At 53.7% G+C, this 21,862-nt stretch carries 22 protein-coding genes and 2 tRNA genes; 12 read left to right on the plus strand and 12 right to left on the minus strand.

Features of this window, described 5'->3' with window-relative positions:
* Positions 1-167: 167 nt before the first annotated feature.
* Together PZBJ_RS01775 and PZBJ_RS01780 are read right to left on the minus strand one after the other, a co-directional pair.
* A tRNA-Ser gene (locus PZBJ_RS01775) sits at positions 168-255 on the minus strand.
* Positions 256-291: 36 nt separating this feature from the next.
* Positions 292-379 (minus strand) — tRNA-Ser (locus PZBJ_RS01780).
* A 222-nt stretch (positions 380-601) separates the two neighbouring features.
* Between PZBJ_RS01780 and yccA the strand changes: the two genes are divergently transcribed.
* Both yccA and tusE read left to right on the plus strand, forming a co-directional pair.
* Positions 602-1,255 (plus strand): FtsH protease modulator YccA, encoded by a 654-nt coding sequence (yccA, locus tag PZBJ_RS01790; protein WP_007887332.1) that lies wholly within the window; start codon positions 602-604, stop codon positions 1,253-1,255.
* Between the two features lie 98 nt (positions 1,256-1,353).
* Positions 1,354-1,680 (plus strand): sulfurtransferase TusE, encoded by a 327-nt coding sequence (gene tusE, locus PZBJ_RS01795; protein WP_101761038.1) that lies wholly within the window; start codon positions 1,354-1,356, stop codon positions 1,678-1,680.
* Here tusE and yccX read toward each other — a convergent pair whose 3' ends face one another.
* Positions 1,681-1,959 (minus strand): acylphosphatase, encoded by a 279-nt coding sequence (yccX, locus tag PZBJ_RS01800; RefSeq protein WP_101760913.1) that lies wholly within the window; start codon positions 1,957-1,959, stop codon positions 1,681-1,683.
* 85 nt (positions 1,960-2,044) lie between these two features.
* Here yccX and rlmI point away from each other — a divergent pair, with 85 nt between their 5' ends.
* A complete protein-coding gene (gene rlmI, locus PZBJ_RS01805) occupies positions 2,045-3,235 on the plus strand; it encodes a 23S rRNA (cytosine(1962)-C(5))-methyltransferase RlmI (RefSeq protein ID WP_101760914.1) in 1,191 nt (396 codons plus the stop codon).
* A 59-nt stretch (positions 3,236-3,294) separates the two neighbouring features.
* Positions 3,295-3,612, plus strand: coding sequence for a heat shock protein HspQ (hspQ, locus tag PZBJ_RS01810; RefSeq protein ID WP_008101422.1), 318 nt, complete (start codon positions 3,295-3,297; stop codon positions 3,610-3,612).
* Between the two features lie 31 nt (positions 3,613-3,643).
* Here hspQ and PZBJ_RS01815 read toward each other — a convergent pair whose 3' ends face one another.
* Positions 3,644-4,057, minus strand: coding sequence for a CoA-binding protein (locus PZBJ_RS01815; RefSeq protein WP_101760915.1), 414 nt, complete (start codon positions 4,055-4,057; stop codon positions 3,644-3,646).
* Positions 4,058-4,234: 177 nt separating this feature from the next.
* Between PZBJ_RS01815 and PZBJ_RS01820 the strand changes: the two genes are divergently transcribed.
* Complete coding sequence (locus PZBJ_RS01820; RefSeq protein ID WP_101760916.1) at positions 4,235-4,861, plus strand: YccT family protein; 627 nt, start codon at positions 4,235-4,237, stop codon at positions 4,859-4,861.
* A 68-nt stretch (positions 4,862-4,929) separates the two neighbouring features.
* Positions 4,930-5,391, plus strand: coding sequence for a methylglyoxal synthase (locus tag PZBJ_RS01825; protein ID WP_101760917.1), 462 nt, complete (start codon positions 4,930-4,932; stop codon positions 5,389-5,391).
* A gap of 3 nt (positions 5,392-5,394) precedes the next feature.
* On the opposite strand, the gene helD is transcribed toward PZBJ_RS01825, so the two are convergent.
* The gene (gene helD / locus PZBJ_RS01830; protein ID WP_101760918.1) at positions 5,395-7,449 is read right to left on the minus strand and encodes a DNA helicase IV; all 2,055 of its coding nucleotides are present in this window, start codon (positions 7,447-7,449) and stop codon (positions 5,395-5,397) included.
* Positions 7,450-7,572: 123 nt separating this feature from the next.
* On the opposite strand from helD, the gene PZBJ_RS01835 reads away from it, so the two are divergent.
* Together PZBJ_RS01835 and yccS are read left to right on the plus strand one after the other, a co-directional pair.
* Positions 7,573-8,016 carry a YccF domain-containing protein gene (locus PZBJ_RS01835; RefSeq protein ID WP_008101434.1) on the plus strand — a complete coding sequence of 148 codons (444 nt, stop codon included), beginning with the start codon at positions 7,573-7,575 and terminating at the stop codon, positions 8,014-8,016.
* A gap of 9 nt (positions 8,017-8,025) precedes the next feature.
* Entirely contained in the window at positions 8,026-10,164 is a 2,139-nt protein-coding gene (gene yccS / locus PZBJ_RS01840) for a YccS family putative transporter (RefSeq protein ID WP_101760919.1), read from the plus strand.
* Here yccS and PZBJ_RS01845 read toward each other — a convergent pair.
* A complete protein-coding gene (locus tag PZBJ_RS01845; RefSeq protein WP_101760920.1) occupies positions 10,161-10,790 on the minus strand; it encodes a TfoX/Sxy family DNA transformation protein in 630 nt (209 codons plus the stop codon). The two genes, yccS and PZBJ_RS01845, sit on opposite strands and share 4 nt — an antisense overlap.
* Positions 10,791-11,012: 222 nt before the next feature.
* On the opposite strand from PZBJ_RS01845, the gene sulA reads away from it, so the two are divergent.
* Both sulA and ompA read left to right on the plus strand, forming a co-directional pair.
* On the plus strand, positions 11,013-11,504 hold the full coding sequence (gene sulA, locus PZBJ_RS01850; RefSeq protein ID WP_101760921.1) for an SOS-induced cell division inhibitor SulA: 492 nt from the start codon (positions 11,013-11,015) through the stop codon (positions 11,502-11,504).
* Between the two features lie 349 nt (positions 11,505-11,853).
* Positions 11,854-12,924 (plus strand): porin OmpA, encoded by a 1,071-nt coding sequence (gene ompA, locus PZBJ_RS01855; protein ID WP_101760922.1) that lies wholly within the window; start codon positions 11,854-11,856, stop codon positions 12,922-12,924.
* Between the two features lie 74 nt (positions 12,925-12,998).
* Here the strand turns inward: ompA and matP are convergent, their stop codons facing one another.
* Positions 12,999-13,466: a macrodomain Ter protein MatP gene (matP, locus tag PZBJ_RS01860; RefSeq protein WP_008101445.1), complete on the minus strand. Its 468-nt coding sequence runs from the start codon at positions 13,464-13,466 to the stop codon at positions 12,999-13,001.
* A gap of 53 nt (positions 13,467-13,519) precedes the next feature.
* Between matP and PZBJ_RS01865 the strand changes: the two genes are divergently transcribed.
* Together PZBJ_RS01865 and fabA are read left to right on the plus strand one after the other, a co-directional pair.
* A complete protein-coding gene (locus PZBJ_RS01865) occupies positions 13,520-15,382 on the plus strand; it encodes an AAA family ATPase (RefSeq protein ID WP_101760923.1) in 1,863 nt (620 codons plus the stop codon).
* A gap of 67 nt (positions 15,383-15,449) precedes the next feature.
* The gene (gene fabA / locus PZBJ_RS01870; RefSeq protein WP_101760924.1) at positions 15,450-15,968 is read left to right on the plus strand and encodes a bifunctional 3-hydroxydecanoyl-ACP dehydratase/trans-2-decenoyl-ACP isomerase; all 519 of its coding nucleotides are present in this window, start codon (positions 15,450-15,452) and stop codon (positions 15,966-15,968) included.
* A gap of 66 nt (positions 15,969-16,034) precedes the next feature.
* Here fabA and rmf read toward each other — a convergent pair whose 3' ends face one another.
* From rmf to PZBJ_RS01895, 5 genes are all read right to left on the minus strand, one after another.
* A complete protein-coding gene (gene rmf, locus PZBJ_RS01875; RefSeq protein WP_071531634.1) occupies positions 16,035-16,202 on the minus strand; it encodes a ribosome modulation factor in 168 nt (55 codons plus the stop codon).
* Between the two features lie 268 nt (positions 16,203-16,470).
* The gene (gene pqiC / locus PZBJ_RS01880) at positions 16,471-17,037 is read right to left on the minus strand and encodes a membrane integrity-associated transporter subunit PqiC (RefSeq protein WP_101760925.1); all 567 of its coding nucleotides are present in this window, start codon (positions 17,035-17,037) and stop codon (positions 16,471-16,473) included.
* The gene (pqiB, locus tag PZBJ_RS01885) at positions 17,034-18,677 is read right to left on the minus strand and encodes an intermembrane transport protein PqiB (RefSeq protein WP_101760926.1); all 1,644 of its coding nucleotides are present in this window, start codon (positions 18,675-18,677) and stop codon (positions 17,034-17,036) included. Before pqiB ends, pqiC begins: the two co-directional genes overlap by 4 nt.
* Positions 18,649-19,932 (minus strand): membrane integrity-associated transporter subunit PqiA, encoded by a 1,284-nt coding sequence (gene pqiA, locus PZBJ_RS01890; RefSeq protein ID WP_101760927.1) that lies wholly within the window; start codon positions 19,930-19,932, stop codon positions 18,649-18,651. Before pqiA ends, pqiB begins: the two co-directional genes overlap by 29 nt.
* A gap of 15 nt (positions 19,933-19,947) precedes the next feature.
* Complete coding sequence (locus PZBJ_RS01895) at positions 19,948-21,858, minus strand: ABC transporter ATP-binding protein (RefSeq protein WP_101760928.1); 1,911 nt, start codon at positions 21,856-21,858, stop codon at positions 19,948-19,950.
* Between the last annotated feature and the right edge of the window lie 4 nt (positions 21,859-21,862).

Consider the following 21,862-nt stretch of genomic DNA (forward strand, 5'->3'; position numbering starts at 1 on the left):
TTGCATCGGAAAATCGCCAGATGTTTGCAAAAAACCGTGCATGGAATATAGCAGTTAACGCGCGTGGCGTCGGGGAACGGCAGCAGATGGAAAAGCAACGCGATGTTTTTCGGAATTTGTGAACGCAGAAAAGCAAAAAGCCCGCATTTCTGCGGGCTTCTTTAATATGGCGGAGGAACAGAGATTCGAACTCTGGGATGGTTTCCCATCGACGGTTTTCAAGACCGTTGCCTTAAGCCACTCGGCCATCCCTCCGGGGATTTTTTTGTTGCGTCACTCTGCAAGAGTGAATGGCGGAGGAGGAGAGATTCGAACTCTCGGATGGTTTCCCATCGACGGTTTTCAAGACCGTTGCCTTAAGCCACTCGGCCACCCCTCCGCAATGAGGCGCACTATAAACATCCCCCATAACGATGTAAAGCCTGCAATGAATCGTTCGGCTGAAAAACAGCCAAATTCTATTTTTTCGGCGTCTATTTCGCCATTCTGCTCAGCGAAACAGCAATTTATCGCGTAAAGATGGGTAAAACGCCTTTTCTGTCTTTCAGGCGCTGCGTATCCTCGTGCCATATTTGGTGTTTCTCTCTTTAAGGAGCGCATGATGGAAAGAATTTTTAGCTCGTCGCAGCAATCGTTAGTCAGCACCCACAAGGTGCTGCGCAATACTTATCTGTTACTTGGCTTTACGCTGGCCTTCTCGGCCGTCACCGCCACACTCAGCACCGTGTTTGCCTTGCCTTCACCGGGCCTGATTCTGATGCTGGTCGGCTTTTATGGCTTGATGTTCCTGACGCATAAACTGGCTAACAGCCCGGCAGGTATTCTGGCGGCCTTCGCTTTCACCGGCTTCCTCGGTTACTGCCTTGGTCCAATCCTGAGCTCGTTCCTCACTGCAGGCATGGGTGATGTGATCGCTATGGCGCTGGGCGGCACCGCGCTGGTGTTCTTCGGTTGCTCGGCCTACGTATTGACCACACGCCGCGATATGTCATTCCTGAGTGGCATGATGATGGCCGGCTTTGTCGTGCTGCTGGTGGCGGTGGTTGCTAATATCTTCCTGCAACTGCCTGCGCTGCATCTGGCGATTAGCGCCCTGTTCATCCTGTTCTCTGCGGGTGCCATCCTGTGGGAAACCAGCAACATCATTCACGGTGGTGAAACCAACTATATTCGCGCCACCGTAAGCCTGTATGTTTCGCTGTATAACATTTTTGTTAGCCTGTTGAGCCTGCTGGGCTTCGCTAACCGCGATTAAGCTGCCGCAAGAGTTATCAAACCCCGCTTCGGCGGGGTTTTTGCTTTTTATGGCCGGGCGAATTTACAATGTGTCGATTAACGCCATGAGGAATGACTGTGAATTTTGCTGGTAAAGAGATTGCCACCGATGCGGAAGGCTATCTGAAAAATAGCGCGGACTGGAGCGAACCGCTGGCTGCTGCCATCGCGGAGCAAGAAGCGATCGTGATGAGTGACGCGCATTGGGAAGTAGTGCACTTTGTGCGCAACTTTTACCAGGAATTTAATACCTCGCCGGCGGTGCGCATGCTGGTGAAAGCTATGGCGCAAAAGTATGGCGAGGAGAAAGGCAACAGCCGCTATCTGTTCCGTCTGTTCCCGGAAGGCCCGGCGAAGCAGGCGACCAAAATTGCCGGATTGCCAAAACCGGCGAAATGCTTGTAATCAGCCGGTGGTGAATCGGGTCGGCATCTCCCTGGGCTGATGCGGCTCCACCAGCACTTTATCTACCCGCGCGCTACGCGGCCCACCCGCTTTGAGCCAACTGATCAATGCATCGACCTGCTGCGCCTCACCGGACGCCAGCACTTCAACGCTGCCGTCCGCCAGATTGTGCGCATAACCGTTAAGATTCAACTCTCTGGCCTGCGCTTGGGTGTGGTAGCGAAACCCCACGCCCTGCACGATGCCGTGCACCCAAATTTTGCAGCATGTGGTAGCCATTGCGTTCTCCCATCGTCTTGCGTTGCAATTTGCCGCCATCCGCCGGAAAATGGCGCCTCATTTTTTCAGGTAAGCATAGCAAACTATGACCGTTCGATTGATTCTCACAAAGGGACGTGAAAAATCCCTGCTCCGCCGCCATCCGTGGGTGTTCTCTGGTGCCGTTGCACGTATGGAAGGTAAAGCCCAGTCTGGTGAAACCATTGATATCTGTGACAGCAATGGCAAATGGCTGGCTCGCGCCGCGTATTCTCCGCAATCACAAATTCGCGCACGCGTCTGGAGTTGGCAACAGGATGAGTCAATCGACATCACCTTCTTCGTGCGCCGCTTTGAGCAAGCCCAGCTGTGGCGTGACTGGCTGGCGAAACGTGATGGGCTGGACAGCTATCGCCTGATTGCCGGTGAGTCTGATGGCATGCCGGGCGTAACCATCGATCGCTTCGGCAACTTCCTGGTGATGCAGCTGTTGTCTGCGGGTGCCGAGTATCAGCGTCCGGCCATCGTCTCCGCCTTACAGCAGTGTTTCCCGGATTGCGCTATTTACGATCGCTCAGATGTGGCAGTGCGTAAAAAAGAGGGACTGGAGCTGGCGCAAGGGCCGGTTTCGGGTGAACTGCCGCCACCGCTGCTGCCGATTACTGAACACGGTATGAAGCTGCTGGTGGATATTCAGGGCGGTCATAAAACCGGCTATTACCTTGATCAGCGTGACAGCCGTTTTGCCACGCGTGGCTACTCAGATAATGCACGCGTGCTGAACTGCTTCTCTTACACCGGTGGTTTTGCGGTTTCTGCCTTGATGGGCGGCTGTCGTGAAGTGATTAGCGTTGATACTTCGCAAGACGCACTCGACGTGGCGAAACAGAACGTTGAACTCAATGGTCTGGATGTGTCGCGTGCCCAGTTTGTGCGTGACGATGTGTTCAAACTGCTGCGTCGTTATCGCGACAGCGGCGAAAAGTTCGACCTGATCGTCATGGATCCGCCGAAATTCGTAGAGAACAAGAACCAGTTGATGGGCGCGTGTCGCGGCTATAAAGATATCAATATGCTGGCCATTCAGCTGTTGAATCCCGGTGGCGTATTGCTGACCTTCTCCTGTTCTGGCCTGATGCCAACCGATTTGTTCCAGAAAATCATCGCTGATGCCGCCGTTGATGCCGGTCGTGATGTACAATTTATAGAGCAGTTCCGTCAGGCAGCCGACCATCCAGTGATCGCCAGCTATCCTGAAGGGCTTTATCTGAAAGGTTTTGCCTGCCGCGTGCTGTGACTTGAAAACGCTGTCCCTGCCTCCATATTGGTTACAGGGCAGTCTTTTGGGAGGTCACAATGATTACGACTAAATTTGGAATTGGACAGCAGGTCCGACATCGTCTCTCCGGGGTGCTCGGCGTTATCGTGGATGTCGATCCGGAGTTTTCGCTTGATGAGCCAGAAGTTGATGATGTCGCTGCCAGCGAAACGCTGCGCGCCGCGCCCTGGTATCATGTGGTGATGGAAGATGAAGAAGGCGATCAGGTGCATACCTATGTCGCTGAAGTTCAGCTGGCGGGGGAAACCTCCTTCGAACATCCCGAACAACCTTCAATGGATGAGCTGGCCGCGTCAATTCGGCAACAGCTGCAGGCACCCAGCCTGAGACATTAATCAAACGGCGACTCCGGTCGCCGTTTCTGTTTTAGTGCCTAATCCCCAGCCGAGGAATTTCAATTTTTGGACAGCGATCCATTATCACGGTCATACCCGCGTCTTGCGCCAGCACCGCCGCCTGCTCATTAATCACGCCCAGCTGTAACCACAGCGTATCCGCTCCAATAGCGATCGCTTCCTGCGCTACGCCCCACGCCGCTTCGGCATTGCGAAACACATCCACCATATCCACTTTTCCGGGTACATCCGCCAGCGTGGCATAGGCGGTTTGGCCAAGAAGTTGCTGTCCCGCCAATTTAGGACTCACCGGAATCACCTCGTATCCCTGATCGAGCAAATATTTCATCACGCCATAGCTCGGGCGATCGGGGCGGTCGCTGGCGCCTACTAACGCGATACGTTTGGTTTTAGTCAGCACATCGCGAATCGTTTGATCATTCATCTTTTTTCTCCTGGTTCATTCGCTTAAGTGTAGATGGCATTGCGCATCAGGCTGCAACTGTTGGGCACCAGAACTTTGCGCAGCAGCACGAATAAATATGTAAAAATGTAAATTTACTGCCATAATGTAATACTTTGCTACACATAATCGATTTACCCCCTTCTGCCGGGAGTTGAAATGAAGCTGTCTTTAACTGCTACGGGTTTACTGCTGTTGCTCGTATCAGCCTCATGCCAGGCCATCACTCTCAAGCTCGATCCCGAGATCGAACTGCTGGTGCTGGACGGGCGTAAAATTTCTGGTTCGCTGTTGAAAGGCGCAGGCAGCCTTGAGCTGGATCGTGGGCAGCATCAGTTTCTGTTTCGTGTGGAAAAACCGGGCACTGACGCCGCGCACTTTCATTCCGTGCCGATGATTGTCACTTTCAGCGCCAATGCCCATTCGGTGGCAATTCGCTTGCCTGCGCTCACTAATCGTCGTGAACGTACCACCTTCGACAAAACCCTCAACTTTCAACTGATTGATGAACGCGGCATAGAAATCACCAGCCTGCGCGACCATTTGCCGAAGCCAGGTGATAACGATTTCGAAAAGGCGATGGTGAATTATAATCGTGATGCCCACGCCGCTTCGGTTCCGCGTTTTGCCTTACATTCGCTGAGCGCCAGCGAGGCGCAGTTGAATCTGGATTACGCCTGGCAAGAAGTTAGCGATCTTCCCTCTTTGCATGGCTGGTTCAAGCGTTTTGATGCCGCCACACGTCTGCGTTTTATTAGCTGGATGAAAACCTTACGCGCAAGTTGATAGTGATGAAACGCCAGGGGTAAACTCCTGCATTAACACATAATGCATGAGAAGAAACAGGAAGCCCTATGGAGCAGACCGTTCGTACCCTTCAGGTTCAGAAACATATCGCCCTCGTTGCACACGATCACTGTAAAGCCTCGCTGCTGGAGTGGGTGCAAACCAACCAAAGCACGCTGCAACAGCATGTGTTGTACGCTACCGGCACCACCGGCAATCTGATTAATCGTCATACCGGATTGGATGTTAACGCCATGCTAAGCGGCCCGATGGGCGGCGATCAGCAAGTGGGTGCGTTGATTTCGGAAGGTAAAATTGATGTGCTGATTTTCTTCTGGGATCCGCTGAATGCGGTGCCGCACGATCCAGATGTCAAAGCGCTGCTGCGCCTCGCCACGGTGTGGAATATCCCGGTGGCCAATAACCGCACCACCGCAGATTTTATTATCCAGTCACCGAAGTTTGCCCAACAGATTGAGATTCAGATTCCAGACTATCAGCGTTATCTCGCCGAACGCCTGAAACCCTAATCATCAGGCCTTACGGCTTTGTGGCACACCTAATTCGCGCAGGTGCTCGACAAATACCGAAGGCCGATCTTTATCGAACATCAGCCACACCTGCTGGCGCGCACGCGTCATCGCCACATACGCCAGCCGTCGCTCCTCTGCATCCGGGAAATCTTCCGGCTGCGGCAGCAAACCCTCTTCCATGATGGATTCCCGCGCTTGTGCCGGGAAACCGTCGCGTCCCTGATGCAGCCCCAATACAATAACAAAATCCGCCTGTTGTCCTTTGCTGGCATGGATCGTCATGAAATCCAGCTTTAACTTTGGCCAGCGCGTTTTAGCTTTATCGAGGATTGCTGGCCGCAAATGGTGGTAACGCGCCAGCAGCAGTACGCGCTCTTCGGGTTTGGCATAACCGCTCAGTTTATCGAACAGCGCTTCCAGTTGATCCTGCGGCAGCAAAGTCACCGATTTTTTATTGCCTTTGCTCAAGCTGTTCAGCGGCTTGCGCAGCTGATGCGGGTTCTGTTGTACAAAGCGATTGGCTATCTCACCAATACGATCGTTAAAGCGATAGGTGGTATCCAGCACGCAGCGATCGCCATCGCCGAAATAGTGATGGAACGCGGTGGTCAAACTCATTTCGGCACCGCTAAAGCGATAGATTGCCTGCCAGTCATCGCCCACCGCGTACAGGCTGGTTCGCTTGTTTTGCTGACGCAGCGCCGTTAGCAGTGCAGCTCGCTGCGGTGAGATGTCCTGAAACTCATCGACCAGAATATGCTTCCACGGGCTGATAAAACGCCCTTTCTCCAGAATGGCAATCGCCTGATGAATCAGCCCGGAAAAATCGACCGCGCCCTCCTCTTTCAGCGCGCTTTTCCATGCCTTTAACAGTGGCGCCATCAGTTTGACACGCTTGCTGAAATTATCGCGCTGCGCTTCTGCCACATCCGCGATCATTGCCGCCTGCGCGCCGCCGTGCATGCGCATCAAGCCCAGCCAGCGCTCCATGCGCGATACGATGCGCTGCGCCAGTTTGTCATCTTGCCAAAAGGGACCTTCGGGAATCTCCCACTCCAGCTCATCCTGCAACCACTGACGCCATCCGCTGGCCTGTGCTTTCTTGCTGTTGCACTGCTCGCGCCAGGTCTCAATCAGCAACTGTCGCCGCGCCTTGCTGTCGCTTTCCAGCTTGCTGATCACCGGTTGTTTGTTACTGCCTTCGCGGATGATATGCAGCGCCAATGCATGGAAGGTACGCGCCTGAATCGCGCTCTCACCAAGGCGCGTTTGAATACGGTCATTCATCTCTTCTGCCGCCTGACGACCAAACGCCAGCAACAGAATTTGATCCGCTTGCGCCAGCTTGCGTTTCAGTAGCCAACCCGCGCGCGCCACCAGCACCGAGGTTTTGCCACTGCCCGCCCCCGCCAGCACCAGCAGCGCGTCTTCGCCATTCACTACAGCTTCGCATTGCGATGGATTGAGCGGCGTGGTTTCAACTGTGGAAAAGAATTCGTGATAGTCGCTGAGGATCTCACTGGTCCATTGGCGATTGCGTTGGCGGATCGCCGCTTCACCCTGCTCCAGCCATTGCTGGCAGAATTCCCAGCGCTCACGACAGTTATCAAACTCGGCAATACGCGCGAGAGGCAACGGCAAGGCAGAAAACTGGCGTGTAATGCTCTCTTTTACCGCGCTCAGCTCACTGCGTTTCAACCAGCGATCCTGTTGGGTGAAGGCGAGAATTTCCTGCTCCAGCGCGACCAGCACCTCCGCGCTCACCTCGCTCATCTCCTGGCTCCACTGCTGCCAGGCGTGCTGCAAGTAGTGGAAAAAGCGCTGCGTTTCCTGCCATTCGGTACCATGCAGGCGCACCACTTTCTCATCTGGCAGCAGAAACTCCAGTTCGCCCCATACCATGCCGCGTTTACAGGCAATGTTGAGCAACTGGTTAAACGGGATCAGATATTCATGGCGATCGCCACTGACTTCCACGCCGGCGGCCAGCAAGCGCACCCGATTATAGGGATGCTGTGCCAGACGTTTACCCATTGATGTTGCTTTCAGTTCCATGTCCGCACCGTCATGTGGAATTCGATATCGCGCAGTTTACCTGTCAGACTCTTGACGCTCCAGCCTTAAAACAGGCTAAACTTGGCGCCACATATTGCGGATTGCAAAAGGAAAAACACGTTTATGCGTACCGTACTTAACATTCTTAATTTCATTCTCGGCGGCTTTTTCACCACCCTCAGTTGGTTGTTTGCCACGCTGGTGAGCATCGTGCTGATTTTTACGCTGCCGTTGACGCGCTCCTGCTGGGAAATCACCAAACTGTCTCTGCTGCCCTTTGGCAACGAAGCGGTGCATGTCGATGTGCTGCGTCCCGACAGTAAAAGCCATGTGATGAATACCGGCGGTACCTTCCTTAACATTTTCTGGCTGATACTGTTTGGCTGGTGGTTGTGTCTGGCGCATATCTCGGCCGGTATCGTGCAGTGTCTGACCATCATCGGCATTCCTGTTGGCATCGCCAACTTCAAAATTGCCGCGATTGCGCTGTGGCCGGTTGGCCGTCGCGTGGTCTCCGTTGAAGAAGCGCAGGCTGCGCGTGAAGCCAATGCGCGTCGCCGCTACTGAGGCCGTTCAATGATTCATGACGCCTTGCCAGGCTGGCGACGTTATCTATTTAACAGCAGCCTGCGCTACTTGCTGCGCATCTTCTTTGCCTTAACCGGATGCGCGGCGGTACCGTGGTGGCTGCACCAAATCGAGTGGACCATTCCGCTGACGCTGGGCGTGGTCGCCGCGGCGCTGGCGGATCTCGACGATCGCTGGATTGGGCGTGTACGCAATCTTTTGATCACCCTGGTGTGTTTCTGTATTGCTTCGGTGTCGGTGGAACTGCTGTTCCCCAATCCGTGGGCGTTTGCTCTGGGTCTGGCGCTTTCCAGCTGGGGCTTTATTTTGCTCGGTGCGCTGGGACAGCGTTATGCCACCATCGCCTTTGGTGCGCTGCTGATTGCGGTTTATACCATGCTGGGCATCGGCTTGTTCCCGCAGTGGTGGATGCAGCCAGCGCTGCTGTTGATCGGTGCCCTTTGGTACAACTTGCTGACCTTTGTTGGTCATTTGATGTTTCCGGTGCGCCCGGTGCAGGAACAGCTGGCAGGCAGTTTTTCCCAGCTGGCGCGCTATCTTGAAGCCAAAGCAAACCTGTTTGATCCTGACGGCGGCGATCAGGATGACGCTACGCTGGTTGCCACGGCGATGGTCAACAGCCAGTTGGTGGCCCAGCTCAATCTCACTAAAAGCACCATTCAAAGTCGTTTGCGTGGCGACCGCGGTTCACGCAGCACGCGTCGCAGCCTGCACTACTATTTTGTCGCGCAGGATATCCATGAACGCGCCAGCTCCTCGCATCTGCAATATCATTTGCTGCGTGATAACTGGCGTTACAACGAAGTGCTGTTCCGTTTCCAGCGCCTGATGAACATGCAAGCGCGCGCGTGTCGACAACTGGCGGAGACCATTTTGCTGCGTCAGCCGTGGCATCACGACAGCCATTTTGAACGCACCTTTGAACGGCTGGAAACCGCGCTGCAACGCCTTCAACAGAACGAGCCGCAGGATCCGCACATTCACGCACTGTTCTGGCTGCTGCGTAATCTGCGTGCCATTGATGCGCAACTGGCATCGATTGAGTCAGAGCAGATGCTTGCTGAACCGTCCCCGCAGAGCGATCACCATCTGTCACGGGAAGGGCTCAGCGGCTGGGCGGATATCCGCTTACGCCTGAGTCGCCATCTCAGCCCACAATCGGCCCTGTTCCGCCATGCAGTGCGTATGTCGCTAGTGCTGTGTGTTGGCTACGCCTTTATTCAAATCACCGGCGTCGATCGCGGTTACTGGATCTTGCTGACCAGCCTGTTCGTCTGCCAGCCCAATTACAACGCCACCCGACGACGCCTCGCCTTGCGTATTGGCGGTACCTTAGCCGGCATCGCCATCGGCCTGCCGGTCTTGTGGCTGGTGCCCTCGATTGAAGGTCAGCTGGTGCTGATCGTGCTGAGCGGCGTGCTGTTCTTCGCATTCCGCCAGGTTCAATATGCGCAAGCCACGTTGTTTATCACCTTGCTGGTTCTGCTGTGCTTCAATTTGCTCGGCGAAGGCTTTGAAGTGGCGCTACCGCGCGTGGTGGATACCTTGCTTGGCTGTGGCCTGGCATGGCTAGCCGTGGCTTTTGTCTGGCCCGACTGGCGTTTTCGCAAAATCACCGCCGTTGCCGATCGAACATTGGATGCCAACTGCCGCTATCTGGATGCGATTATGGAGCAATATCATCAAGGCAAGGACAATCGTCTGGCTTATCGCGTGGCACGTCGCGATGCGCACAACGCCGATGCTGAGCTAGCGTCAGTGGTGTCAAACATCAGTGGTGAACTTAAGCTACAACAACCGTTACGTGAGAATGCGTTTCGACTGCTGTGTCTGAACCACTCCTTCCTCAGCTATATCTCGGCGCTGGGAGCGCATCGCGAACAGCTGGCAGATAGTACCTTGCTGACCTTACTGGATGACGCGGTCTGCTTCATAGAAGATGTGCTGCAGATCGATCAGGTTACGGATACGCAAGCCACAGAGATGCAGCAGGCGCTAATGCAGCGCATGAGCGAGATGAAAAACAGCCCGGATACACGCGCACCATTAGTGATTCAGCAATTGGGATTGTTGGTCGCGCTGCTGCCCGAAATTGCCCGTCTACGCCGCACCCTCGTCAACGATTAAGGCTGCTGATGCTCCGCCGCCGCATGCTGGCGGAGCATTTTTAGATACCAGGCGTAGAGCTCTTGCCTGATGGCGCTGGGTAACGCCGCCTCATGATGTCCTGATATTGCACCTTCCAGCGCCAACAGCGTTTTTAACCCAATGTGCTTATTGACCGCGCGTAGTTTCAGCCAGCTTTGTCGCGATCCTGTTTCACACAGTAACCGCACCGAACTGATCCCCACCTTATGCAGCATCAGCTCCAGTCGCAGGCTTAAATTCGGCAGATCTTTCAATCGCAGCGAGACAAGTCTGGTAGCCGCTTCCTCCTGTGCGGCGCGCAATGAGCTAGCCGATAACTGCAATAATTGTTCGGGGTTTTGCCATAACTGTGTATCTACTTTGAAGTAGCTTAAGGTCACCGGCACGCCACGCTTGCGGTAAATCAGCGGTTCGAGTGAACGCTGTGCGTTATAGACGTGAAGCGCCTCGCTGGCTCGGAGATAAAGCGCATCTTCATTGATATAAGCAAAAATCACCTTCTCAATAGTCAGCGCATACCCCCCAAATTGCGTACGCGATTCAATTTTACCTAATGCCGCCAACTGCGCTTTCGATTGCTCAACTACCGGGTTATATCTCTTCATAACGCCCCCTTCAATGGATTCCATGCGCGGGAAATTTCCTATAAAAGCTCGCAGATTCATCTGGTTAGAAGATAAAAAAAACGATTTAGCTGTTCAATGAATAAAAGCAGGAGTGCGGGATCTTGTGCAGAAATTGCGAGGCGTTTTCAGAAATTGAGGTTGATCTTTATCCAGGAAGCCATTACTGTACATCCATACAGTTCATTACTGAGTGATTAAATTATGCGTACTCATTTCTCTGGCCCTGCTGATCGTTCACATCGTTTCGCTTCACCTGGCTTAGCGCAACCTTCGCTGGGTGGAATCACTGAACTGCGCTCCAGCGAACAACCTGAAATGATGCAACTTATGCTGCTTCCGGTACTAAAACAGTTGAGCGAGCAATCGCGCTGGCAGCTGTGGCTCACTCCGGCTCATAAGCTAAATCGTAGCTGGATGCAGCAGTCGGGATTGCCGTTAGAAAAGAGTATGCATATCACCGAATCTGAGCGTTTTAACACCGTTGAAAGTATGGTGAAGGCATTACGTACAGGTAACTACAGCGTCGTGCTTGCCTGGATTCCGTACGAATTGAGTGATGAAGAGCGTTTAGAATTGGAACAAGCAGCGGCGGAGGGTGAAGCACTCGGTCTGATTTTGCGTCCACAGGGACGTCAATATGCTCATTCCAGACAACCTAATGCGTCAAAAATTCCCTCAGATTTGTTTCATTAAGTAAATCCAGGAATTTTCTCAGCATTTTTTTTGCAAAAGTTGCATCTAAGCTACTGATTCTTTTCCCGCCAGCTATGACAATGGCTTAGACGCTTTTTTGTTTTCTAAGACCGAAGATTTAGCCATATGTTTTGTTAAAATGTGTGTATAAATCGCTGTTTTTTTGCTGCCCGGCGTCACATCATACTTGTAAGTTTCCAATCTCGTTGTAGACTTTAGCTCGCCAGGGTGCTCAATAACCTCCGTTTTTTCGGTAGAGTCAAAAGCGAGCGTTTAGACCCGGCGAAGGATTAACACAAAGAGCAACCTTTTTGCTCATTGCCTATTTGGATGATAACGAGGCGCAAAAATGAAAAAGACAGCTATCGCAATTGCAGTGGCACTGGCTGGCTTCGCTACCGTAGCGCAGGCCGCACCTAAAGATAACACCTGGTACACCGGTGCTAAACTGGGCTGGTCTCAGTATCACGATACTGGTTACTACGGTAACGGTTATGAGAACAACAACGGTCCAACTCATGAATCTCAGCTAGGTGCTGGTGCATTCCTGGGTTATCAGGCGAACCCGTACCTGGGCTTCGAGCTGGGCTACGACTGGTTGGGCCGTATGCCTAACAAAGGTACCGTGACCAATGGCGCATTCAAAGCACAAGGCGTTCAGCTGGCTGCTAAACTGAGCTACCCAATTACCGAAGACTTCGATGTCTACACCCGTCTGGGTGGTATGGTATGGCGTGCTGACTCTACTCAGACCAACCCAACTACTGGCCGCATCAGCGACCACGACACCGGCGTTTCTCCGCTGGCTGCTGTTGGTGTTGAATACGCACTGACCAAAAACTGGGCAACTCGCCTGGACTACCAGTGGGTTAACAACATCGGTGACGCAGGTACCGTTGGTGCACGTCCAGACAACAGCATGCTGAGCGTAGGCGTTTCTTACCGTTTCGGTCAGGATGAAGATGCAGCGCCAGTTGTAGCTCCGGCTCCAGCTCCAGCGCCAGTTGTTGAAACCAAGCGTTTCACCCTGAAGTCTGACGTTCTGTTCACCTTCAACAAATCTACTCTGAAGCCAGAAGGTCAGCAGGCTCTTGATCAGCTGTACAGCCAGCTGAGCTCAATGGATCCGAAAGACGGCTCTGTTGTAGTACTGGGCTTCACCGATCGCATCGGTTCAGAGCAGTACAACCAGAAACTGTCTGAGAAGCGCGCGCAATCTGTAGTTGATTACCTGGTATCTAAAGGTATCCCTTCTAACAAGATCTCTGCACGCGGTATGGGCGAATCCAACCCAGTTACTGGCAACACCTGTGACAGCGTGAAAGGCCGCAATGCCCTGATCGACTGCCTGGCGCCAGATCGTCGCGTTGAAATCGACGTGAAAGGTATCAAAGACGTTGTAACTCAGCCACAGGCTTAAGTTATCACGCAGTAAAAAACCCCGCTAAGGCGGGGTTTTTTTTATGGCTGAATGTAATGAGAACGAAAAGGATTCTACTCTTTTTCCGAGCCACCATTTCCGAGGATCGCCTGCAGATCTTGCTTCAGCGTAGACATCTGGCTGGCGTACTTCTCTTTGCGTTCAGCATCTTCAATTAACTGAACTATGGTTTCTGACAGCGTATTACTGCGACGCTGCGCCAATCCTGCCAGACGCTGCCACACCAGATATTCCAGATCGATCGATTTCTTACGCGTGTGCTGATGCTCAGCATTAAAGTGACGTTTACGACGTGCACGTATTGTCTGCTTGAGACGATTCTCCAAATCTGGATGAATGTGCTGGGCGATCCACTCGTTAACCTCAACCGGGCTGTTTTCCATCGACAACAACGTATCGACCGCAGCTTGCGCCGCACTAAGCTCAAGATGACGGGTGATCAGTTCACCCTCCCGATGCTTTTTCACCAGGTATTTCCACTTCCATCCACTTTCAAGATTTTCGAGTTGCTGGTATTTCATCGGAATCTCATCGTGATCACGTAACAAACTAAGAATAACAGCTTTTTTCCTGGATGCAGCAAGGAAAAACATGTTGCAGCCGTCACAATCCGGGCCGGAACTCCGCCGTGATTAACCAGGTTGATTCCTGTATAATCGCGCTTTTCCTAAATCAGACTAATGCGAATATTTTGACCAGCACTCAAATTACGTGGCAAGCCCTGCAGCCGGATAGCGACCGCTACCAATCCATTTTCTCGAACGTCTCACTGGAAGATTGCGATAGTCTTGCCGCGGTTCAGCCGCGTCTGCTGAATGCGCTGGCGCATTTGCATCATCAAACCCTGGGTTTTCCGCTGCTGCTGTTACGCAGTCAGGAAAACAGCGATTACCTGGCCTGCATCGCCGATGCGGCGCAACGTTTCCAGCCGGATGATATTTCTCTTTACGGTGGCGACTATCATGTGATGGGTGATACCGTCAGTCTTCTACCGCCAACCGATATCAATCGCCCCTTCACCAGCCAGGGCGGCGTGCATTTCGCCGACTGGATTGAAGCTGAACAGTTGTTCGGTTGCGTACGTCAATATAAAGACCGTGTGCAGCCTGAACCGGGCTTACTGCATCGCGCCAATGGCGGTACGTTGATTCTTGCGGTCAACACTTTACTGGCACAGCCGCTGCTGTGGCTGCGTTTGCGTAAGTGTATTGAGCAAGGTCGCTTCGATTGGTATTCACAGGATGAGCGTCAACCATTGCCCGTCGCCATTCCCCCGCTACCGTTGCAACTGCGTCTGGTACTGTGTGGCGACCGTGATGCACTGGCCGCCTTCCAGGAAATGGACGTCGAAGTTCATGAGATGGCGCTGTATAGCGAATTCGAAGAGAGCTTACAAATTCTCGACGAAGATGACATGACGTCATGGTGCCAGTGGACGCTAACGCAAGCCGAACAAGCCGGATTAGCGCAGCCTGAAGCCGATTTCTGGCCATTGTTGATCACCGAAGCAGCACGCATGACCGGTGATCAAGACACGTTGCCGCTTTGCCCGCGCTGGCTGCGTCGCCAGCTGCAAGAAGCGGCGCTGCATGGCGACAGCATCAATGGCGAAGCGTTGAAAGAAGCGCTGGAAGCGCGCCAATGGCGTGAAGGCTTCCTCGCCGATCGCATGCGTGATGAAATCCTGCTTAATCAGATCATGATTGAAACCGAAGGCGAAGTGGTTGGGCAAATTAACGGCCTTTCGGTGGTTGAGTTCCCAGGCCATCCGCGTCCGTGGGGAGAACCTTCGCGCATTACCTGTGTGGTACACCCGGGCGATGGCGAGTTCACCGATGTGGAGCGCAAAGCCGAATTAGGTGGCAACATTCATGCGAAAGGCATGATGATTATGCAAGCCTACCTGATTGCCGAGCTGGAACTAGAGCAACAGCTGCCCTTCTCCGCTTCACTGGTATTTGAACAATCCTATTCCGAAGTGGATGGCGACAGCGCCTCGCTGGCCGAACTCTGTGCGTTAATCAGTGCGCTGGCTAATCAGCCGGTTAACCAGCAGATTGCGGTGACCGGCTCAGTTGATCAGTTTGGTAACGTGCAGCCCGTCGGCGGCCTGAACGAAAAAATTGAAGGCTTCTTCCAAATCTGTCATTCACGTGAATTGACCGGCAAGCAAGGTGTCATTTTCCCTGCCAGTAACGCGCGCCATCTCAGTCTGAATCAGGATGTTGTGGAAGCGGTTAAGGCCGGACAATTCCATCTTTGGGCCATTGAGAGCGTAGATGAAGCGTTGCCGCTGCTGACCGGCATTGCCTGGCAGAGTGAAAGCGGCGAATCTCTGCTTAGCACCATTCAGGAACGTATTACCCAGCTGAACCAGCAGGAAGCTCGCCTGCGTCCGTGGCCACTACGTTGGCTCAACTGGTTCAACCACAGCTGATAACATTGCTCAGCGTACAACTGTTCGCTAATATTCGGGCTTCACTAAAAGAAGGCATATTGAGAACATGGTAGATAAACGCGAATCCTATAGTAAAGAAGACCTGATTGCCTCGGGTCGCGGCGAACTGTTTGGCGAAAATGGACCGCCGCTTCCATCCAACAACATGTTGATGATGGACCGCGTGGTCAAAATGACCGAAGACGGCGGTAAATTCGATAAAGGTTTCGTCGAAGCCGAACTGGATATCCGCCCTGACCTGTGGTTCTTTGACTGCCACTTCATTGGCGATCCGGTAATGCCGGGTTGCCTCGGCCTCGATGCGATGTGGCAGCTGGTAGGTTTCTACCTCGGCTGGCTGGGCGCAGAAGGTAAAGGCCGCGCGTTGGGCGTGGGTGAAGTGAAGTTCACTGGACAAGTCCTGCCTACCGCCAAAAAAGTGACCTATAAAATTCACTTCAAACGTGTGATTAACCGTAAACTGGTGATGGGCGTGGCAGATGGCGAAGTCTTCGTTGACGGGAACCTGATTTACTCTGCGACCGATTTGAAAGTGGGTCTGTTCAAAGACACATCAGCTTTCTAATCCTTCCAAATGAAAACCTCCGCACGCAGCGGAGGTTTCTTCCATAATGTTAGACATCCAGCAGTGCTAGGCCACCGCTGACCTGTCCTCCATGGCTTGACGCCAACCTCCCAACCAGTGAGACCGTGCATCGATCAATTGATAAGGGCATATCTCTTTTGAGCGGCCCGTAATACCGGCTTGGTAGCCTCGTGAATGTGCTCGTTCCAGGCGGTCTCTCTTCTGTCTCTTCATGCCTCGTTTCCCTCATTTCAGGTCTGGTGGAATCTGGGTGGAAAGAAAGAGTGGCGATATAATGTTCAACCACAGTAATGTTCTAACCCGATGCCGAAGAAAGGTCAATGCGCAAAATTCACGCCAATGTCATGTTTTGACGTTAAAGTGCCATGTAGAATTGTCAGTTGATTGTCTATCTGGCTGATTAGGCAATAAAAAAAGCCCCTGATTTGACTGCGATCACACTACAGTAAATCAAGGACTTAGCATAAGCATCGAACAAATCTTAATTTAGCGAAACGACACTATTTGCGATTTGTTGTGCGGTTTGCTGCCAGCCGAGAGCCAGAGTACGTACCAGCGCATCATAGCCATCTTCGGTTTGCGGCAGCGTCAGATTAAAGCCATGTTTGATTAGGCGTCCTTGATGCTGCAGTAACCATTCGCCACTCACCACCACTTGTCCATCGTAGCGTCCCTGGAAACCGGTAACGTTTACCGACAGCGTATCGTGCGTGTCGCCCAGCGGCGCACCGGCAACCAGGCGGCCAGGTAGCGCTTTACTGAGATTACTGATCAACGTTTGCTGCAACTGTTGATCGAGCGGACTGGCCCACAGGTTATTGGCTGCAATCACGTACTTCACATCGCTGGTCTGATAGACCAAGCCGTTGCCCGCCATGTAATCCGGTACAGTTACTTGCTCAACCCAAATCATCGGTTGGCCAGTGCCCGCGGCACTTTCAACGCGCGCCACATTGCTGCCCGCAGGCAGCTGATAATAGGTATTTTCAATGGTGCTGCTGCAGCCTGCCAGCAGCAACAGCGCCCCGATAATTAGCCCTTTTTTCACTGTTTCGCCCTCTTTGGCTGTGGATCCTGGCCCGGCTTGGCCTCAAACACCAGCGCGTTACTTTTGCTGTTCAGCGTTTTCAGCACCGGCTGCAGTTCTCGCAGTACCTGATCAAGCCGCTGCATATCGCCCACCAGCTTGCTGTAAGCCGGTGAACCTGGCTGCAGCCCTTTCATGCTGCGGTTCAGTTCGCGCAAGGTTTGCTGCATGTCTGAAGGCAGGGTTTTCATCGCCGGATTCGCCGTGACCTGATTAAGGTTATCCAGCGTTTTCTGCAACCGCTGCAGGGTGCGCTGGCTCTCTTTCAAGGTACCTGTGGCTTCATTCAGTACTGGATTAAGTGGCAAGCCGTTGATCTTATCCAGCGCCGCCATCAGTTTCTGCTGAATCTGCGCCAGGCCGCCGCTGACGGTTGGAATCACTTCCAGGCCAGCCACCTGATTCGGGCCTTGATACGCCGGTGCGTTATCGTAGAAATCGAGGTCGATAAATAGCGCGCCAGACAGCAGGTTGCCGGTTTTCAGCGTCGCACGCAGACCGCGTTTTTTGCCATCCTGCAGATGCTGCTCAAGATTGAAATCTCCGCCCAGGCGATTAACAAACCGATCCGGCTCAATGCGAATCAGCACCGGCACACGATAATCCGTATTCAGCGCCTGATTCACGCCCGGAATCATATAAGGCACTTGTGACACCGTACCCAAACGAATGCCGCGGAACTCAACCGGTGCGCCAACCTGCAAGCCGCGAATTGAATCGGTGAAGAACAGCAGGAAATCGGTATGAGCACTGTAGAGCGAATCCTGGATGCTGCGCTGATCGTCGTACAGATGGTATTCCGCCTTGTTCTCCGCCGCCCGGCCCAGCTCAGCGCCGTCCGGCACATCAAAGCTGACGCCGCCGCTGAATAGCGTAGTGAGCGATCCCATCTCTACGCGCATGCCTGATGCAGACATATCGACGGCAATGCCGCTGTCTTTCCAGAAACGCACGTTGGTGGTGATCAGGCGATCGTAAGGCGCCGAGATAAACAGCTGATAAGTCATCATGCGTTTATCGGTATCAAAGTTGCTGGTTTCCACTGAACCTACGCGATAACCGCGGAACAGCACCGGATCGCCCGCATTAAGCTGACCGGCTTTTTTACTGTCGAGCGTTATGCGAATGCCTTTGGCATCCGGCGGCGCCAGCGGCGGTGCATCCAGCAGTTGATAACGTTCCGGCTTATCGCCCTTCGCGCCCGGCTGCAGCTCGATATAGGCACCGGAAAGCAGCGTGCCCAATCCGGTAATGCCTTCGCGACCAATTTGCGGTTTCACCACCCAAAATGCGCTGTCGCCCTGTAGCAACTTTTCCATGCCCGAATTAAGGCGCGCTTTAATCTCTACATGGTGCAAATCGTCGGTCAGAACCGCGCTTTCCACCACACCGACGTTGACGCTGCGGCTCTTAATGGTGGTTTTACCGGCTTCGATGCCTTCCGCATTTTCGGTAATCAGCGTCACTTCCGGGCCCTGATGGCTGAAGTGATAAAAAAGAATCCATCCGCCGATTAACAGCGTGACAATAGGTACAATCCAGACCGGCGACCAGCGTTTAATCTGGTCGACCTTAGCAGTCCCGTGATGGTTGTCCGTCAAGACGCGGCTCCTTACGTTCAGTTTCTCGTTGTCGATCCCACAGCAGGCGCGGATCAAAGGTCATTGCGGCAAACATGGTGAGGATGACCACCATGGCAAACAGCAGCGCGCCCGGCGCAGGATACACACTCATCAGCCGACCCATCCGCACCAGCGCAGAGAGAACGGCGATTACAAACACATCAATCATTGACCAACGGCCAACGAATTCAACCACCTCATAAACCACGTGCATCTTTTCATCATCGCGCCCACCGCGTCCGCTGCCGTGCCAGCACAGCCAGGCAATCGCCAGCATTTTCAGCGAAGGCACCATGATACTGGCGATGAAGATCACCAGCGCCACCGGCCACGAACCGTCGCTCCATAGCAAAATTACTCCGGCCATAATGTTCGAAGGATATTGCGAACCGAGCGTTTCGGTCACCATGATCGGCATGATATTTGAGGGAATGTAGAGCATCACCGAGGTGATCAGCAGCGCCAGCGTCCATTGCAGACTGTGCTTGCGGCGCGCATGCGCCTTCACACCACAACGCGGGCACGCCAGTTGGTCAGCGGGCAGAATCGCGGTACAACACGGGCAGCTACGCAAACCTTGCTTCAGGCCGCTAACACCGGCCAGCGGCGTTTTCGGCAGCGGCGGTAAAGGATTGATGCGGCGCCACACCCAACGGCGATCAACACATTGAAAAGCGCGCAATTGCAACACGCAGAACAGACACCACGGCCAAAAACTGCTGCCGAGGCCAATCTCACCATACGCCATCAGCTTAACGAAACTGACCAGCACGCCAGCCATAAAAATTTCCGCCATGCCCCAGCTACGCAGCTGAAACAGCACGCGCGCCAACCCAAGCCGCAGGTTGTGCGGCATGCGGACGTTATTGACCAGCAGAATAATGGTGATCATGCAGAAGGCAGGAATGCCCTGCACAAACAGCAGAAACAGCGTTGCCAGGCTGCGGTAATCTTCGCGATCCATCACCTGGGGGATTTCCAGCAGCGATATCTGGCTGCTCAATCCCGCGACGTGCATATTGATGAAAGGAAACAGATTGGCCAGCACCAGCATAAACAGCGCCGAAAAGGCGTAGCCGGTCGGACGTCGACGCGGCTCCTGCCAGTTGGCTTGCAGCGTGGTGTGACAACGCGGGCAACGCGCACGGCTGCCAACCGGTACAGCGGGCAGCTTTACTGTTAAATCACACTGTGGACAAAGACTCCACTGATGCGCTTGATCCGCTGCACACATGCTGACTCCTTCCGATTACGCGCCGTTTTTCAGTGCTTCCAGCTCTTCCCAGCGTTCGAACGCCACTTCCAGCTCCTGCTCGGTTTGCGCTAACGCATCCAGAACCGGCTGGGTTTTATCGTGTGGCTGGCTGAAGAAATCTGGATGACTCATTTTAGCCTGCAACTCACCGATGCGGGTTTCCAGCTGCTCCAGTTTTTGTGGCAGCTGTTCCAGCTCACGTGCCAGGTTATAGCTTAGCTTGTTGGCCGGACGTTTGGCGGAGTCACTTTTCTCAGCGGTTTTCACCGGTGTAGCCGGTTTAGCCTGCGAGGCTTTGCCCTGCTTATAGGCTGCGCGCTGCTGCTGAGCATCGTGATAGCCACCGACAAAGGTGCCGATTTCGCCGTTGCCTTCAAAGATCCAGCACTCGGTCACGGTGTTGTCGACGAATTGACGGTCGTGGCTCACCAGCATCACGGTGCCCTGATAACCATCCACCAGCTCTTCCAGCAATTCCAGCGTTTCGACGTCGAGGTCGTTGGTCGGTTCATCGAGAATCAGCAGGTTGCTTGGCTTGAGGAACAGACGCGCCAGCAGCAGGCGGTTACGCTCACCGCCGGACAAGGCGCGCACCGGCGTCATGGCGCGTTTCGGATGGAACAGGAAGTCCTGCAGATAACCGAGCACGTGGCGCGGTTTGCCGTTAACCATCACTTCCTGTTTACCTTCAGCGAGGTTATCCATCACGGTACGATCCGGATCCAGCTCAGCGCGGTGCTGATCGAAGTAAGCGATTTCCAGCTTGGTACCGCAATGCACGCGGCCGCTGTCGGCTTTCAGCTGATCCAGCATCAAACGCAGCAAGGTGGTTTTACCGCAACCGTTAGGGCCAATCAGGGCGATTTTGTCGCCGCGCTGCACCTGAGTAGAGAAGTCTTTCACCAGGGTTTTGCCACCCACGCTGTAATTGACATCTTCCATCTCAAACACGATTTTGCCTGAACGTGCCGCTTCGCCGACTTGCATATTGGCTTTGCCCATCACTTCACGACGTGCAGAGCGCTCGTTACGCAGCGCTTTCAGGGCACGTACACGGCCTTCGTTACGCGTGCGGCGCGCTTTGATGCCCTGACGGATCCACACTTCTTCCTGCGCCAGCTTGCGGTCAAACTCGGCGTTCTGCATCTCTTCGACACGCAGCGCTTCTTCTTTGCCGGTCAGGAACACATCGTAGTTGCCCGGCCAGGAAACCAGCTTGCCGCGATCAAGATCGACAATGCGCGTCGCCATGTTGCGAATAAACGAACGGTCATGCGAAATGAAGATGATGCTGCCGGTGAATGTCTTGAGGAACGTTTCCAGCCAATCAATGGTCTCGATATCAAGGTGGTTGGTCGGTTCGTCGAGCATCAGTACGCGCGGGTTGCTCACCAGCGCGCGGCCCAACGCCGCTTTACGCAGCCAGCCGCCAGATAGCGAAGACAACTCGGTATCCGCATCCAGACCAATCTGTTGCAGCACGTCGTTGATGCGGCTATCCAGCTGCCACAGATTCTGATGGTCAAGGATGGTTTGCAAACGGCCCATCTCGTTCAGGTTCTTCTCGCTCGGATCTTCCATCACCAGATGGGAAATCGCGTGATAAGCCTTGAGATGCTCCGCCTGCTCGGCCACGCCTTCGGCAACGAAGTCATAAACAGAACCGGTAATGTTGCGTGGCGGATCCTGTTGCAGACGCGCCACCACCAAATCCTGCTCATAAATGATGCGGCCGTCATCCAGCGGCTGTTCGCCGTTGATGATTTTCATCAGCGTCGATTTACCGGCGCCGTTACGGCCAACCAGACAGACGCGTTCGCCTTCTTCGATATGCAGTTCGGTGTTATCCAACAGCGGCGCATCGCTGAACGAGAGGTAAGCGCCATGGATACTGATCAGTGACATAAAA

The organism is Pantoea endophytica, from assembly GCF_002858935.1.
Classification (GTDB): Bacteria; Pseudomonadota; Gammaproteobacteria; order Enterobacterales; family Enterobacteriaceae; genus Pantoea; species Pantoea leporis.